Origin of the sequence: Pseudoalteromonas sp. NCCP-2140 (assembly GCF_023708065.1) — a bacterium.
In the GTDB taxonomy this organism is placed as follows: domain Bacteria; phylum Pseudomonadota; class Gammaproteobacteria; order Enterobacterales; family Alteromonadaceae; genus Pseudoalteromonas.
In genome coordinates this window covers 79,774-93,594 of record NZ_BRCZ01000010.1, presented here as the reverse complement: position 1 = coordinate 93,594, position 13,821 = coordinate 79,774, and the positions used below count along the sequence as shown (strand labels likewise).

The following is a 13,821-nucleotide window of genomic DNA, read 5'->3' as shown; positions in this document are numbered from 1 at the left end:
TTAACCACCAAACTGGGTTTTATCTTGAGCTTTAGCACGCGCATCATTGGTTGTAATAATACCGTAGTTAACTAAGCTTGCTAAACATTGATCCATGGTCTGCATACCATGCGATGCACCGGTTTGAATTGATGAATACATTTGTGCAATTTTATCTTCACGGATCAGATTTCGGATTGCAGGAATACCTATCATGATCTCGTGAGCTGCAACTCGGCCACCGCCCACTTTTTTAAGTAAAGTTTGCGAGATTACGGCACGTAATGATTCTGACAACATTGAACGTACCATGTCTTTTTCTTCACCTGGGAATACGTCAATGATACGGTCAATGGTTTTTGGTGCTGATGTGGTATGCAAGGTACCAAACACCAAGTGACCTGTTTCTGCTGCGGTCATCGCTAAGCGAATCGTTTCAAGGTCACGCAGCTCACCCACTAAGATAACGTCAGGGTCTTCACGTAGTGCACTTCTAAGCGCATTAGAGAAGCTATGCGTATCACGGTGTACTTCACGCTGGTTAATAAGGCTCAGCTTATTCTCGTGTACGAATTCGATTGGATCTTCGATAGTTAAAATATGGTGATGCTTATTTTGGTTAATATAATCAACCATCGCCGCTAATGTGGTTGATTTACCAGAACCCGTTGGCCCGGTGACTAGCACCAAACCACGTGGATTATCGGAAATAGTTTTAAAAATATCAGGCGCACCTAAATCATCCAGCGTTAAAACATCACTTGGGATAGTACGAAACACCGCCGCAGGGCCACGGTTTGAATTAAATGCGTTAACACGAAAACGCGCAAGGTTTGGTACTTCGAAAGAAAAATCCACTTCGAGATTTTGTTCGTAGTCCTTACGCTGATTATCGTTCATAATATCGTATACCAGACTATTTACATCTTTTTGTTCTAATGCTGGAATATTAATACGACGCACATCACCATCAACACGTATCATAGGTGATACGCCTGATGACAAGTGTAAATCCGAGGCTTTGTGTTGCACACTAAAGGCCAATAATTCGGTAATATCCATTATGACTCCACAACCAACTGATAATTATATGGTTACAATAGCAGAACGACTTACATCCGCCTACGCAAGAATTGCTCAAGCTGCAAAAAATAATCACCGCGATGAGCAATCAATCAGCCTATTGGCTGTTTCAAAAACAAAACCTGCCGACGATATTATTGCTGCCTATGAGCATGGTCAACGCCAGTTTGGCGAATCATACGTTCAAGAAGCGGTAACAAAAGTTACAGCACTGGCAGATTATAAAGACATTGTTTGGCACTTTATCGGCCCTATTCAATCAAATAAAAGTGCCCAAGTAGCCACACATTTTGATTGGGTGCAAAGCGTTGACCGCACTAAAATTGCAAAACGTCTTAATGAGCAACGACCAGCCGACAAAGCCCCGCTCAATGTATTAATTCAAGTTAATATTAGTTTAGAAGAGGCTAAGTCAGGCTGCCACCCAGACGAGCTAATGGCATTGGCCGAATTCGTCAATCAATGTCCTAATTTATGCCTGCGCGGTGTGATGGCGATTCCTGCCAAAACCGACGATGCCCAGCTACAATTACAATATTTTGAGCAATTAAGCGCTTGCTTTGATAAACTAAAGGCCCAATATCCCCAAGTAGACACCTTGTCGATGGGTATGAGTAACGATGTTGAAGCGGCGATTGCAGCAGGTTCAACCATGGTACGCATTGGCACGGATATATTTGGCCAACGAAATTAAAAGGTGATAACAGACATATGTCAGACAAAAAAATCGCATTTATAGGCACGGGTAACATGAGCTACGCCATCATTGGCGGCATGGTAAAGAACGGTTTTGCAGCAAAAAACATCATTGCAACCAATCGCAACCAAGAAAAATTAGCTAAGGTTGCTGCTGATTTCGGGGTGCAAACTACCGCGGATAACAACGCGGCACTTCGCGATGCAGATGTGATTGTCTTATCTGTTAAACCGCAAATGATGGGCGATCTTTGCCAATCATTCCAAGATTCAGGCGTTGATTTTAGCGACAAGCTATTTATTTCAGTAGCGGCAGGCCTTACCGTAAACCGTTTACGTGAAATGTTAGGTCAAGATGTGAAAATGGTGCGTTGTATGCCAAATACACCATCATTACTAGGTCGTGGTGTTTCTGGTCTATATGGCGCTGGCGAAACTGCTGAAGAGCACGAGTTTGTACAACAAGTTTTTGAGTGTACAGGCATTGTTGTTTGGGTTGAGCAAGAGTCACAAATCAACGACATCATTGCTGTTACAGGCTCATCACCTGCTTACTTCTTCTTATTTATGGAAGCTATTGAAGAAAAAGCGAAAGCACTTGGCTTTAGTGATGAAGATGCGCGCCGTTTAGTACAACAAACCGCACTGGGTGCTGCCGAAATGGCTCTTTCGCAACCAGACATCAGCATTTCTCAGCTACGTGCAAACGTAACCTCTAAAGGGGGGACGACTCACGAAGCTGTTGAGCATCTTAAATCACAAGGTTTAGTCGGCACAGTTGCAGATGCAATGGATGCCTGTATTGCTCGCGCTGAAGCGATGGAAAAAGAACTTTAAGCTTACTTTTTGAAGGTAAAACTATGCAAGCCATGCACTTTTTAGTTGGGATTATTTTTGATCTCTTTTTAATGGTGGTCCTTTTACGCTTTTGGTTACAAGCGGCAAAAGCTGACTTTTACAACCCTATGAGCCAGTTTGTGGTGAAAGCCACTTCGTTCGCAGTGAACCCACTTCGTAAAATCATCCCAGGAGTGGGTGGCTTTGATATTGCCTCGTTAGTGCTTGCTTATTTAGTTGCTGTAGCAAAACTCAGTGTTATTTTTCTGATGTTTTATAACGCTTGGGCGCCAGGTCCGGTATTTATTCAAGCGTTAATTACGGTACTTAAAGAAGGCCTAAACTTACTATTTTGGGTATTAATTATTCGTGCTTTACTAAGTTGGGTAAGCCAAGGCTACAACCCAATTGAGGCTGTATTCCACCAGCTAACTGAGCCGATGTTACGTCCCATTCGTAAGGTTATCCCACCACTAGGTGGTCTAGACCTATCAATCTTAGTGTTGATTATTGGTCTACAGTTTTTACAGTTTTTAGTAATGGATTTAATTGGCTAAGCGTTTAACGTTAAGCAGTAAGGGGCCGAAAGGCCTCTTTTGTTAAGTGAGATATACCATGAAGCAATTTATTTATTTTTCTTTGATTGTATTGAGTTTATTTACAACCTTTGCCAAAGCTGATGAACAAGCAGGCGCCCAGTACAAGGTTCTTGGCCCTTGGGAAGTTCATTACATTGCATTTCCATCAACTTTTATTCAGCCAAACATTGCTAAAAACTATGATTTAGAGCGTAGCCCTAGCAAAGGGATTATTAATATTTCGGTATTAAAAAACAGCGATAAAACTGCGCAGACTGCAACTTTAACTGGCACTGCACGTAACCTACTTGGTAATAAAAAACAGCTTACATTTAAAGAAGTTGTGGAAGGCGATGCGATTTATTACCTCGCGCAAATCGATTACAGCAACGAAGAAATTTACCGTTTTGATATCGAAATTAATCAAAATGGCAAAGTACAAACGCTGAAGTTTCAGCAAAAATTTTACGTAGATTAATAGACCTATGAACAACACCTTGGTTTTAGCCACGGGTAACCCTGGCAAAGTAAAAGAGCTGGCAAGTATGCTCAGCTCACTTAATATTAACGTGGTTCCACAAAGCGATTTTCAAGTGCCAGACGTGCCAGAAACAGGCACCACATTTGTTGAAAACGCCATTATTAAAGCGCGCCATGCAGCAAAGATCACAGGCATGCCTGCGATTGCTGATGACTCTGGCCTTGAAGTAGACGGTCTAAATGGTGCACCAGGTGTGTACTCTGCACGTTTTGCCGGAGCGGGTGCCAGCGATCAAGATAATATCGACAAGCTACTGAAAGAGCTTGCTGATAACCCAGTTCGCAGTGCGCGTTTTTGGTGTGTGTTAGTATTAATGCGCCATGCTGACGACCCTACACCACTTATTTGTAGTGCTAGCTGGGAAGGCGAAATCACTCATAGCCAAGATGGTCAAGGTGGTTTTGGTTATGATCCTGTTTTTTACGTACCGTCTGAGCAATGCACTAGCGCTCAGTTAACTAAAGAGCAAAAAAATGCCCTTAGCCATCGCGGCCAAGCTTTAAAACAACTACTTGCGCAATTGCAGCAAAAAGGCGGCCTGTGAGTTTACCGCCTTTAAGTTTATATGTGCACGTGCCTTGGTGCGTGCAAAAGTGCCCATACTGTGACTTTAATAGCCATGGCCAAAAAGGCACAATCCCCGAAAAAGAATACGTTCAGCATCTTATAGATGATCTCAAGGCTGATTTGCATTTAGTGCAAGGGCGTAAAATCCACAGCATCTTTATTGGCGGCGGCACCCCAAGCTTATTAACCGGTGACGCTTATACTCGCCTACTTGGTGAAGTCGACAGATTAATTGGCCTAACTGATGACTGTGAAATTACCCTAGAGGCAAACCCTGGTACTGTCGAAACAGGTCGCTTTAAAGAATATGTTGCCGCTGGCATCAATCGTATTTCGATTGGTGTGCAAAGCATGCAAAACGACAAGCTAAAAGCCCTTGGCCGTATTCATGGTGCTGATGAAGCAAGTTATGCGGCTAAACAGGCGCATCAAGCGGGGCTAAACAGCTTTAACCTTGATTTAATGCATGGCTTACCAGGGCAATCTGTTGCAGACGCCTTGGGTGACCTTGAAAAAATTATCGCCCTAAATCCACCTCATATCTCGTGGTATCAACTAACCATTGAGCCGAATACTCAGTTTGCTTCTAAACCACCGACCTTACCTCATGACGACACCCTTTGGGATATTCAAGAACAAGGTCAAGCGTTACTCGCAGCAGCAGGTTATGAGCAATACGAGATCTCAGGCTACGCGAAGCCCGGTTACCAATGCCGTCATAACTTGAATTATTGGCGATTTGGCGATTATCTCGGTATCGGCTGCGGTGCCCATGGTAAAATTACTGATGAAAATAAAGTCATCACCCGTACGGTGAAAGTAAAACACCCTCGAGGTTATATGGATCTTGCCAAACCGTATTTATACGAACAATGGCAAGTAGCAGAAGACGACTTAGCTTTTGAATTCTTTATGAATCGTTTTCGTTTAGTCGAACCCTGCCCCAAAGCTGATTTACCTTTGCTTACAAGTTTGTCACTGCAAAGTCAGGAACAAGCCTTGACTGATGCAATTGCAAAAGGCTTACTAATTGATGATAAAGATAACTGGCAGGTAAGCCAAAAAGGCCACCGCTTTTTAAATGACCTGCTAGAATTATTCGTTTAAGAATTATAATTAAATTTCTAACAACTACAAAGGAACGATAATGCGTAAACTGACCTTCATCGCTGCGGCGGTAAGTGTTGCATTACTTGGCGGCTGCCAACAAATGCAAGAGCAACCGAAGCCTGCACCTAGTGTACAAAGCCAACCTGTACAAAGTGAAATCGATAAAGCTAATGCCTTCTTCGAAGATACTTTTAACCGTGATGTAATGAAAAGCCCTATCTATCAAACATACATGGGCATCAAAAAAGATTACGACAAATGGGACGATGGCAGCGAAGAGCGCGTTTTAGAAGACTTTGAACAAACTAAAGCTGACCTAGTTGCGCTTAACGCAATTAACCGCGACCTATTAGATGACGCAACAAAAGTAAGCTACGACCTTAAAAAGCAAGATTTAGAAAACGAAATTGCTGATTTCAAATGGCGTCATTACAACTACCCTGTGAACCAAATGTTTGGTGTTCACTCGATGATCCCTGCGTTTTTAATCAATCAACATCAAATTGCCGATGTATCTGATGCTAAAGCGTATATCTCACGTTTAAATGGTGTTACAACGGTTATTGATCAGCTAATCAAAGACCTTGAAGTACGTGCAGATAAAGGCATTATCGCGCCTAAGTTTGTTTTCCCACACGTGATTGATTCAAGCAATAATATCTTACGCGGCGCACCATTCCATGACGGTGAAGACTCAACGTTACTAGCTGACTTTAAACGCAAAGTTAATGCGTTAGAGATTGCCGATAGCGAAAAATCAGCACTTATCAGCGACGCTGAAAAAGCCCTAAAAGCAGCAGTAAAACCTTCTTACACTAAGCTAATTAACTTCTTAGCTCAGTTAGAAAAACGCGCTGATGACCGTGATGGTGCTTGGAAATTCCCTGACGGTGAAGCGTTCTACAATAATGCTTTAGCACGTACCACAACAACTGATTTAACAGCAAAAGAAATCCACACAATCGGTTTAGCTGAAGTCGCGCGTATTCACGACGAAATGCGTGAGATTAAGGACAAAGTAGGCTTTAAAGGTGACCTTAAAGCATTCATGCAATTCATGAAAACTGATAAGCAGTTCTACTACCCTAACACCGCTGAAGGTAAACAACGTTATCTTGATGAGGCAACAGCGCTTATCGATAACATGAAATCTCGTCTAGACGAGCTATTCATTGTTAAGCCAAAAGCTGATCTTAAAGTTAAAGCTGTTGAAGCATTCCGTGAAAAAGCAGCAGGTAAAGCGTTCTACCAACAACCTGCGCCAGATGGTTCACGCCCAGGCATTTATTACGCAAACCTTTACGATATGGAAGCAATGCCAACATACCAGATGGAAGCACTTGCATACCACGAAGGTATTCCTGGTCACCACATGCAAATTGCTATCGCGCAAGAGCTTGAAGGCGTACCTAAGTTCCGTAAGTTTGGCGGCTACACAGCGTATGTTGAAGGTTGGGGTTTATACTCTGAGCTAGTACCAAAAGAAATGGGCTTATACGAAGACCCATATTCAGATTTTGGTCGTCTTGCGATGGAATTATGGCGTGCATGTCGCCTAGTAGTAGATACAGGTATCCATGCTATGAAGTGGACACGTCAAGAAGGTATCGACTACTACGTAAATAACACACCAAATGCGACGTCTGATGGCGTTAAAATGGTTGAACGTCACATCGTAATGCCTTCACAAGCAACGGCATACAAAGTGGGCATGCTGAAAATTTTAGAGCTTCGTGAAGCAGCTAAAGAAAAACTAGGCGATAAATTCGATATTCGTGAATTCCACGATGTAGTACTTAAAAATGGTGCAGTACCGTTAAATGTACTAGAGAAGTTTGTTGACCAATGGGTTGCTAAGAAACAAGCAGCTTAACCAATAAAGACTTGAAAAAGGCCGCTCAGCGGCCTTTTTTATTTATTTAAACAACTAGTTGAGCTATAAATGTATAAATAATAAAAAACGAGTATTTCCATGCAAAGCGCGATTGAGCAATTGAACAGCCGACTTCAACATCATCAGTTAAAAGAACTCATTGCCGATTACCAAAGTGTTTCGGGAGTTTTGCAAGCGGCACAATTACAGCATATCTATCAATTAGCGTGCAGTAGTGAAGTTAAATACTTGTTTTTACAAAATGTAGCAGCGCATTTACTCGAAGCAAGCCCGCTACCAAGTGAAGCTGTAGCCTTAATTGATGATATCGATAAACTGAGCTTTTTCACGCCTGGTCTTAAGTTTCAAAATGCTTTTTGTGTAACAGACAATCAGGGTAATACCCTACTACATCACTTATTTACGCAGTGTCAGGCTGATAACCTACCCTTTAATTACTTGCGTTCGTTAATGTTATTTGAAAGCAATGAAAGCTTAGGCATAGCATTAAAAACATTAAATAAGCAGCAGCTCACTCCTATTGGTTGCTTTATAGCGCTAAACAGCACGACCCAAATGCTAGCCAAACATGAGTTCTCTGCATTATTAGCCATGATGGAAGTCGACCAAAGTCACAGCCCTAGCGCAGTCAGCGTCTTGGTAAATACCCTTAAGCAATTTTATGGTGCCAATCAACCAACGAATAGCGACAGTAAAGTGCTGCTTTGCGCGGCCTATTTGCAAGTTCCAACGGCGCAGTTATTAAACGCCCTTAATCAATAACTTCATGAATAAGGATGTTGTTAAAGCGTTTTTATCGCTCAGCAGTTTTACCGCCCTTAACCATGGTAGCCGTATTGTGCTTACCTTGTGCCTTGCAAGGCTATTAAGTAATGATGAGTTTGGCACTTTCGCCGCGTTACTCGCACTTTGTGAAATTCTTTTGTTACCAGCGAGCATGGGGTTTGCATCGTCTTTAATGCGTATTAGCTACCCGCTCTACAAAGCCCAGCAACATGATTTACTACGTGGCTTAAAACATGTTTATTTAGCGGCATCTTGTTTATTCGGAGTGATTTTTGTCGCCGCTGTGGTGATTAGCTTTCAGGCTATTTCACCGCACCAAAGCGCTCAAGAGCATGTGGTCTATTTACTGTTACTGGTGCCGATTGGCGCCATTATGCAAAGCCAATCGGCCTTTTTAGTGGCTTTGAATAAACCAAAAATTGGCCTGATAACGCAGCAGTGTATTTTTGAATTGCTAACAGCTGGGTTTTGCTTTTTCGTGTACTTGATACGTGGCGACTTATCTTTAGTCGAGATTTGTATCTTGTTGTTTTGTAGCATCTTGTGCGTAGTCATTTATCAATATTGGTTAATCAAAAAAATGATCGTCGCAAGCACTGCCCGCTACCAAACCAAGCAATGGTGTAAAGACTCCTTGATCATGCTCGCCAGTGGCGCAGGCACCGTGTTGGTAGCAAAACTCGATGTATTACTGGTGCATCACTGGTTTGGTGCACAAGGCGTGAGTATCTTCTTTCCTGCGGTAGTGATTGCTGGCTTACTGACTATTTTAGGCAATGCCGCCAACCAATATTTAAAACCCATTTTAATGGCCGATGAAACGACCGAGCAGCAACTTAGCGAATTAATGAAAGTGGTATGGCGTTTTAACTTTGCCGCTATTTTGCTACTTGCCCTGCTCGCAAAGCCACTACTCACTCTCTATGGCGAAAGCCAATTGCAGGAAGGGTTTTGGATTTTAATGCTGCTGTTACTCGGGCAACTGTTATTACCAGCAAGAATTTTAGCCAGTAGTATGATCAAATTAAAAGGCAACCCGCTTATTAACTTGTACGTACTACTTGGCGCAACCAGTGTCACGGTTTTAATGGCAATACTGTTAAAAGATCAGTTTGGCTTATTGGGGGTGGCTGTGGCATTTAGTGGTGGCTTTATGCTTGGAGCGCTTTGCCGCATGGTGATTGTATGTACACGCATGCGGCTGCCTTTATCTGTGGTATTGGGTTTAGTCAGATAGATAATATTCAACACTGGTAACAACACGCACTTTTTTCAGCTGAGGTGTGTTTGAATCTCTATCTGAAATTGAAAACTGCCCCTGACGCGCTGTTTTAATTTTACCTAATTTAGATTGTGAATCTTTGGCAAATTTCATTGCCACTTCTCGGGCTTTTTCGGTTGCTTCTTGAATCATATTTGGCTTAATCTCATTTAAGCCATTAAATAAATATTGAATACGCGTTTCGTAATTGTCTTGTACTATCGCAATGCCTTGCTTGGCTAATTGGCTTACAGCGCCTAAGGCATGTTGCACTTTTTCGATGTCATTTGAATAAACAATGACATTATTACGGGCAATATAACGAAACTGCTGATTCTCGCCGCCATATTCGCGGGCTTGTTTATCAATAATTGACTGACTACCAAGGCTGATTTCTTCATCACTAAAGCCATGTAGCTTTAAAAAGGCGACGACTGCATCGCTTTTTTCTTCAACCCGACCCACTAATTTTTCAAGGTTATTATCGGCATCAGAAAACTGTAACGGCCAAATTACGGTGTCGGCTGGCACTTCCATTTCAGCTAACCCTTTAACGTGAACAGTGCGCTCCATGCCTTTCACATCAAGGGCTGCACTTTTCAAAATAAAACCTAATCCGAGCAAACCAACCGCCAATGCACACGCTGCAATAACGATATTAAATGGTTGCGCTTTATTCATGCTTTTCTCCTTGATGTAGGTCACTGTTTTTGACTCGAAAAGTAGTTATAAACAGGTTATCTTATGAGTATAACTTTTAATACTTTAGAAGCGTGTCAGTTCTAGTTTGGGTGTATTAAACTTAACAGACCCTGAAGTTTTAACAAACAGCGCAAGCGAAGGAAACAGCATGAGCGTTAAACGTATTAGCCAATTTTTTAACCCTAAATCAGTCGCGGTCATTGGCGCCTCAAATTCCCCTAACCGAGCGGGGTTTGTGGTTATGCGCAACCTTTTACAAGGGGGCTTTAAAGGCCCAATCATGCCTGTTAGTTTAAATCACAGCGCTGTACACGGCGTACTAGCCTATCCGAGCATTGCTGCACTTCCAAAAGTACCTGACCTTGCGGTTATTTGTACTAATAAAAACACCTTAATCAACATCATTAACGAGCTTGGGGAGCTTGGCTGTAAACATGCAGTGGTGATTGCAGCCGGCTTAAACGCCGACCAAAAGTACGCATTAAAAGAAGCTGCTGCAGAGGCAAATGTCTCTTTACTTGGGCCTAATTGTTTGGGCTTACTTATTCCTCATATTGGCTTAAATGCTAGTTTTTCGCATACAGTTGCAAGCCCCGGAAAGCTCGCCTTTGTATCGCAATCAGCGGCGGTTTGCTCAACGATTCTTGATTGGGCGAAGAACAAAGAGATTGGTTTTTCATATTTTGTGTCTGTGGGTGATTGCCTTGATATCGACTTTGATGAATTACTCGACTTTTTAGGTCGAGATGCAAAAACCAAGGCTATTTTGTTGTATATCGATAATATAGAAGATATTCGCAGCTTTATTTCTGCAGCGCGAGCCGCTGCATTTAGCAAACCCGTCATTGCCATTAAAACCGGTAAAACCAGTGCCGGAGCCCTTGCTGCAGAAATACACACTGGTGGCAAACAAAGCTCTGATGCGGTCTATGATGCGCTATTCCAGCGAGCGGGTATGCTAAGGGTAAATGACTTACGAGAGCTTTTTGCTGCGACACAAACACTGGCAATGCACCCCAAACTACTTAAAGTCGAACAGCTGACTATTTTAACCAATGGCGGCGGCCCAGGTGTAATGGCGGTTGATACGCTTTTGCAAAGCTCAGGGAAACTGGCAGAGCTTAGCGACGAGACCAGAGCAGCGCTGAATAAAGTGATCCCACAATCAGAAATGACCTCGAATCCGGTGGATATTTTTGGTGACTCAGCACCGAGGCGATATCAACAAGCCTTAGAAATCTTGCTGCAAGCCAAAGAAGTTAAAAACCTGCTGATCATTCATACCCCTTCTGCGCTTGCACCGAGTGAAGACTATGCTGAGATTATTGTCGAAACCTTAGAAAAAATCCCGAAGATGGCTCGCCCTTATGTTATGACAAACTTTATGGGTGAAGATGCCGCGTATGCCGCGCGTAAGGTCTGCGCTAATAATGCCATTCCGACCTACCGTACACCTGAAGGTGCGGTTAGTGCGTTTATGCACTTGGTAAGTTATCGCCGTAACCAAAAGCATTTAACGCAAACGCCAGAATCAAACACCGATGATGCAAAAATAAATAAAGACGCAGCGCGCACAGTCGTAAATGAGTTTTTAGCCGAAGAGCAAAGCTATTTATCAACCCATGAAGCAAGCCAAATACTCACTCATTATGGTATTGATTGTATTCAAACTGAGGTTGCTTACACACCAACAGAAGCTAAAGAACAAGCCATTGAGCTAGGCTTTCCGGTAGCGTTAAAACTAATTAGCCCAAGTATTCCTTCTAAATCAGAAGTCGGTGGTGTGGTCCTTAATTTAAATGATGCGCAAGAAGTTGAACAAACAGCCTTTGCCATGCTGCTACGAATCAAAAACACCTACCCTGATGCCCATATAGAAGGTTTTTCACTGCAAAAGATGGCGCCGCGAGCAGGTGCTAATGAGCTACGTATCGCTATAAAAACAGAGCCTAACTTTGGCCCTGTGATCTTACTTGGTGAAGCAGGTACTGGACTTGAATTCGCTCAAGCAGCAGTGGCATTACCACCACTAAATATGAACTTGGCAAAATACCTGATTGCTGCGGCGCACGATAAAGGCGTACTTAAAGACCGCGTACTACCAGAAAAAGTCGATAAATACCGTTTATGTGCCCTACTCACCCGCATCTCGCAGCTGGTTATCGACCAACCTGATATCACTAGTGTTGAGTTAAATCCTATTTTAGCCAGTAACGGGCAGTTTTTGGTACTTGATGCAACCATTGGCCTTAGCCGTTATAAAGCAAAAGCGAACCGTAAACGCTTGTGTATTCGTCCCTACCCGATTGAATTGGTGAAAGAAGTAACCCTTAAAAACAATACCCAAGCACAGCTAAGACCTATCAAACCGGAAGATGAGCAAGCACACTTAGAGTTTGATCAATCATTGAGTAAAGAAGACAGATATAAGCGCTTCTTCGGTGAATTACCGCAATTCAACCATGATCAGCTCGCGAAAATGACGCAAATTGATTATGACCGAGAAATGGCGTTTATTGTCAGCCAAGAGCAAAATGGTTCAGCCTGTACATTAGGGGTATCTCGTGTATTGATGGATCCAGACAAGCTCGATGCGGAATTTGCAATTGTGGTGCGCTCTGATTGCCAAGGCTTAGGGCTTGGCACAATATTAATGAACGCGGCAATTGAGCATTGTAAAAACCAAGGCGTTAAACAAATTGCAGGCATCACCTTGCCAGAAAACACCGGCATGATTGAACTGGCACGAAAACTCGGGTTTAAGATCACCCGCGACTTTGAAGAAGGCAGCATAAATATGGTGCTAAAACTTAACTAAAACTGGATCACTATTTTGCATCGTTTAAGAAATTACACTGCACGAGTTTTTGAAGGTAACGGTAAATATCGACGTATAGGACGCGCACTCGACGTATTTTTGATGTCGCTGATCATGGTCAATGTGGTGGCAATTGTGCTGGAGTCGGTTGGCCCTTTAGCAAAGCAATATCATCACGAATTTTTAATGATTGAGCTGATTTCTGTCGGTATCTTCACCTTAGAATATGTGCTCAGGCTTTGGTCTTGTGTAGATAAAAGCGTGCATAAAGAAAGCCCGTTAACAAACTCAAAAATTCGCATTAGATATTTCTTTTCGCCGTTGGCGCTGATTGATCTGATCGCGATTTTACCCACCATTCTGATGGTCTTTGTGAGTGTTGATTTACGCTTCTTACGAGTGCTTAGGTTAATGCGTATCTTTAAGCTGACCCGCTATTCAAGGGCGATGCAGCTATTATTAAATTCATTTAAAGAAGAAAGCAGCTCACTGCTTGCTGCATTTTTTATTATGGCTGTGGTCTTGATCATTGCCTCATGCGGTATTTATTTAATTGAACACGATGTGCAGCCCGATAAATTTGGCTCTATTCCTGCTGCGATGTGGTGGGCCATGGTGACATTAACAACTGTTGGTTATGGCGATGTCGTACCTGTGACTCCCCTTGGTCGCTTATTTGGTGGTGCCATCACACTAGTGAGTATGGGCATGGTGGCTATTCCAACCGGTTTGTTGGCCTCAAGCTTTTCTGAGCAGTTACGTAAACGCAGACAAGTATTTACCGATGCAGTCCACGAAGCCGTTGAAGATGGGCATTTATCGCCGGTTGAAGAAGAACACTTAGAAAACTTACGTTACAAACTGGGTTTAAGTCAGCAAGAGGCAAATAAAGCAATTCATAACGAACTTAAAAACCGCAATCGGAACTTATATTGCCGCCACTGCGGAAAACGCCAAGATTAACGAAAA

13 protein-coding genes and 1 pseudogene are annotated in these 13,821 nt (G+C 42.7%); 11 read left to right on the top strand and 3 right to left on the bottom strand.

Translation table 11 applies throughout. The features are described from left to right. Positions 1 to 1,041, bottom strand: a complete 1,041-nt coding sequence (locus NFU46_RS16860; RefSeq protein WP_217874943.1) for a type IV pilus twitching motility protein PilT — start codon at positions 1,039 to 1,041, stop codon at positions 1 to 3. Between the two features lies 1 nt (position 1,042). Between NFU46_RS16860 and NFU46_RS16855 the strand changes: the two genes are divergently transcribed. The 3 genes from NFU46_RS16855 to NFU46_RS16845 are packed head-to-tail and all read left to right on the top strand — an operon-like array spanning position 1,043 to position 3,152. Next, positions 1,043 to 1,756 carry a YggS family pyridoxal phosphate-dependent enzyme gene (locus tag NFU46_RS16855; RefSeq protein ID WP_175078648.1) on the top strand — a complete coding sequence of 238 codons (714 nt, stop codon included), beginning with the start codon at positions 1,043 to 1,045 and terminating at the stop codon, positions 1,754 to 1,756. A 17-nt stretch (positions 1,757 to 1,773) separates the two neighbouring features. Beyond that, the gene (gene proC, locus NFU46_RS16850; RefSeq protein WP_175078649.1) at positions 1,774 to 2,595 is read left to right on the top strand and encodes a pyrroline-5-carboxylate reductase; all 822 of its coding nucleotides are present in this window, start codon (positions 1,774 to 1,776) and stop codon (positions 2,593 to 2,595) included. Between the two features lie 23 nt (positions 2,596 to 2,618). Next, on the top strand, positions 2,619 to 3,152 hold the full coding sequence (locus NFU46_RS16845; protein ID WP_251603472.1) for a YggT family protein: 534 nt from the start codon (positions 2,619 to 2,621) through the stop codon (positions 3,150 to 3,152). 97 nt (positions 3,153 to 3,249) lie between these two features. Here NFU46_RS16845 and NFU46_RS20550 read toward each other — a convergent pair whose 3' ends face one another. Further along, positions 3,250 to 3,324: a hypothetical protein gene (locus NFU46_RS20550; RefSeq protein WP_366518117.1), complete on the bottom strand. Its 75-nt coding sequence runs from the start codon at positions 3,322 to 3,324 to the stop codon at positions 3,250 to 3,252. On the opposite strand from NFU46_RS20550, the pseudogene NFU46_RS16840 reads away from it, so the two are divergent. The 6 genes and pseudogenes from NFU46_RS16840 to NFU46_RS16815 form a co-directional block, all read left to right on the top strand. Then, a pseudogene (locus tag NFU46_RS16840) lies at positions 3,310 to 3,651 on the top strand (DUF4426 domain-containing protein); the annotation flags it as partial. The gene NFU46_RS20550 and the pseudogene NFU46_RS16840 overlap by 15 nt on opposite strands. Before the next feature lie 7 nt (positions 3,652 to 3,658). Then, positions 3,659 to 4,258, top strand: coding sequence for an XTP/dITP diphosphatase (locus tag NFU46_RS16835; RefSeq protein WP_175078650.1), 600 nt, complete (start codon positions 3,659 to 3,661; stop codon positions 4,256 to 4,258). Next, positions 4,255 to 5,388 carry a radical SAM family heme chaperone HemW gene (hemW, locus tag NFU46_RS16830; protein ID WP_063527263.1) on the top strand — a complete coding sequence of 378 codons (1,134 nt, stop codon included), beginning with the start codon at positions 4,255 to 4,257 and terminating at the stop codon, positions 5,386 to 5,388. Before NFU46_RS16835 ends, hemW begins: the two co-directional genes overlap by 4 nt. Before the next feature lie 40 nt (positions 5,389 to 5,428). Continuing rightward, positions 5,429 to 7,264, top strand: a complete 1,836-nt coding sequence (locus tag NFU46_RS16825) for a DUF885 family protein (RefSeq protein WP_062566135.1) — start codon at positions 5,429 to 5,431, stop codon at positions 7,262 to 7,264. A gap of 99 nt (positions 7,265 to 7,363) precedes the next feature. Further along, on the top strand, positions 7,364 to 8,047 hold the full coding sequence (locus NFU46_RS16820) for a hypothetical protein (protein ID WP_251603469.1): 684 nt from the start codon (positions 7,364 to 7,366) through the stop codon (positions 8,045 to 8,047). A gap of 4 nt (positions 8,048 to 8,051) precedes the next feature. Continuing rightward, positions 8,052 to 9,308: a lipopolysaccharide biosynthesis protein gene (locus NFU46_RS16815; protein WP_251603466.1), complete on the top strand. Its 1,257-nt coding sequence runs from the start codon at positions 8,052 to 8,054 to the stop codon at positions 9,306 to 9,308. Here the strand turns inward: NFU46_RS16815 and NFU46_RS16810 are convergent. Further along, a complete protein-coding gene (locus NFU46_RS16810; RefSeq protein ID WP_054562750.1) occupies positions 9,297 to 10,013 on the bottom strand; it encodes an SIMPL domain-containing protein in 717 nt (238 codons plus the stop codon). The two genes, NFU46_RS16815 and NFU46_RS16810, sit on opposite strands and share 12 nt — an antisense overlap. A 169-nt stretch (positions 10,014 to 10,182) precedes the next feature. On the opposite strand from NFU46_RS16810, the gene NFU46_RS16805 reads away from it, so the two are divergent. Both NFU46_RS16805 and NFU46_RS16800 read left to right on the top strand, forming a co-directional pair. Continuing rightward, positions 10,183 to 12,852 carry a bifunctional acetate--CoA ligase family protein/GNAT family N-acetyltransferase gene (locus NFU46_RS16805; protein ID WP_251603463.1) on the top strand — a complete coding sequence of 890 codons (2,670 nt, stop codon included), beginning with the start codon at positions 10,183 to 10,185 and terminating at the stop codon, positions 12,850 to 12,852. Between the two features lie 15 nt (positions 12,853 to 12,867). After that, positions 12,868 to 13,815, top strand: a complete 948-nt coding sequence (locus NFU46_RS16800; RefSeq protein WP_063702064.1) for an ion transporter — start codon at positions 12,868 to 12,870, stop codon at positions 13,813 to 13,815. Positions 13,816 to 13,821: the final 6 nt, after the last annotated feature.

Excerpts from the sequence above, each read along its gene's own strand:
- NFU46_RS16860 (WP_217874943.1), bottom strand. The coding sequence starts at position 1,041 with ATGGATATTACCGAATTATTGGCCTTTAGTGTGCAACACAAAGCCTCG.
- NFU46_RS16855 (WP_175078648.1), top strand. The coding sequence starts at position 1,043 with ATGACTCCACAACCAACTGATAATTATATGGTTACAATAGCAGAACGA.
- proC (WP_175078649.1), top strand. The coding sequence starts at position 1,774 with ATGTCAGACAAAAAAATCGCATTTATAGGCACGGGTAACATGAGCTAC.
- NFU46_RS16845 (WP_251603472.1), top strand. The coding sequence starts at position 2,619 with ATGCAAGCCATGCACTTTTTAGTTGGGATTATTTTTGATCTCTTTTTA.
- NFU46_RS16835 (WP_175078650.1), top strand. The coding sequence starts at position 3,659 with ATGAACAACACCTTGGTTTTAGCCACGGGTAACCCTGGCAAAGTAAAA.
- NFU46_RS16825 (WP_062566135.1), top strand. The coding sequence starts at position 5,429 with ATGCGTAAACTGACCTTCATCGCTGCGGCGGTAAGTGTTGCATTACTT.
- NFU46_RS16820 (WP_251603469.1), top strand. The coding sequence starts at position 7,364 with ATGCAAAGCGCGATTGAGCAATTGAACAGCCGACTTCAACATCATCAG.
- NFU46_RS16815 (WP_251603466.1), top strand. The coding sequence starts at position 8,052 with ATGAATAAGGATGTTGTTAAAGCGTTTTTATCGCTCAGCAGTTTTACC.
- NFU46_RS16810 (WP_054562750.1), bottom strand. The coding sequence starts at position 10,013 with ATGAATAAAGCGCAACCATTTAATATCGTTATTGCAGCGTGTGCATTG.
- NFU46_RS16805 (WP_251603463.1), top strand. The coding sequence starts at position 10,183 with ATGAGCGTTAAACGTATTAGCCAATTTTTTAACCCTAAATCAGTCGCG.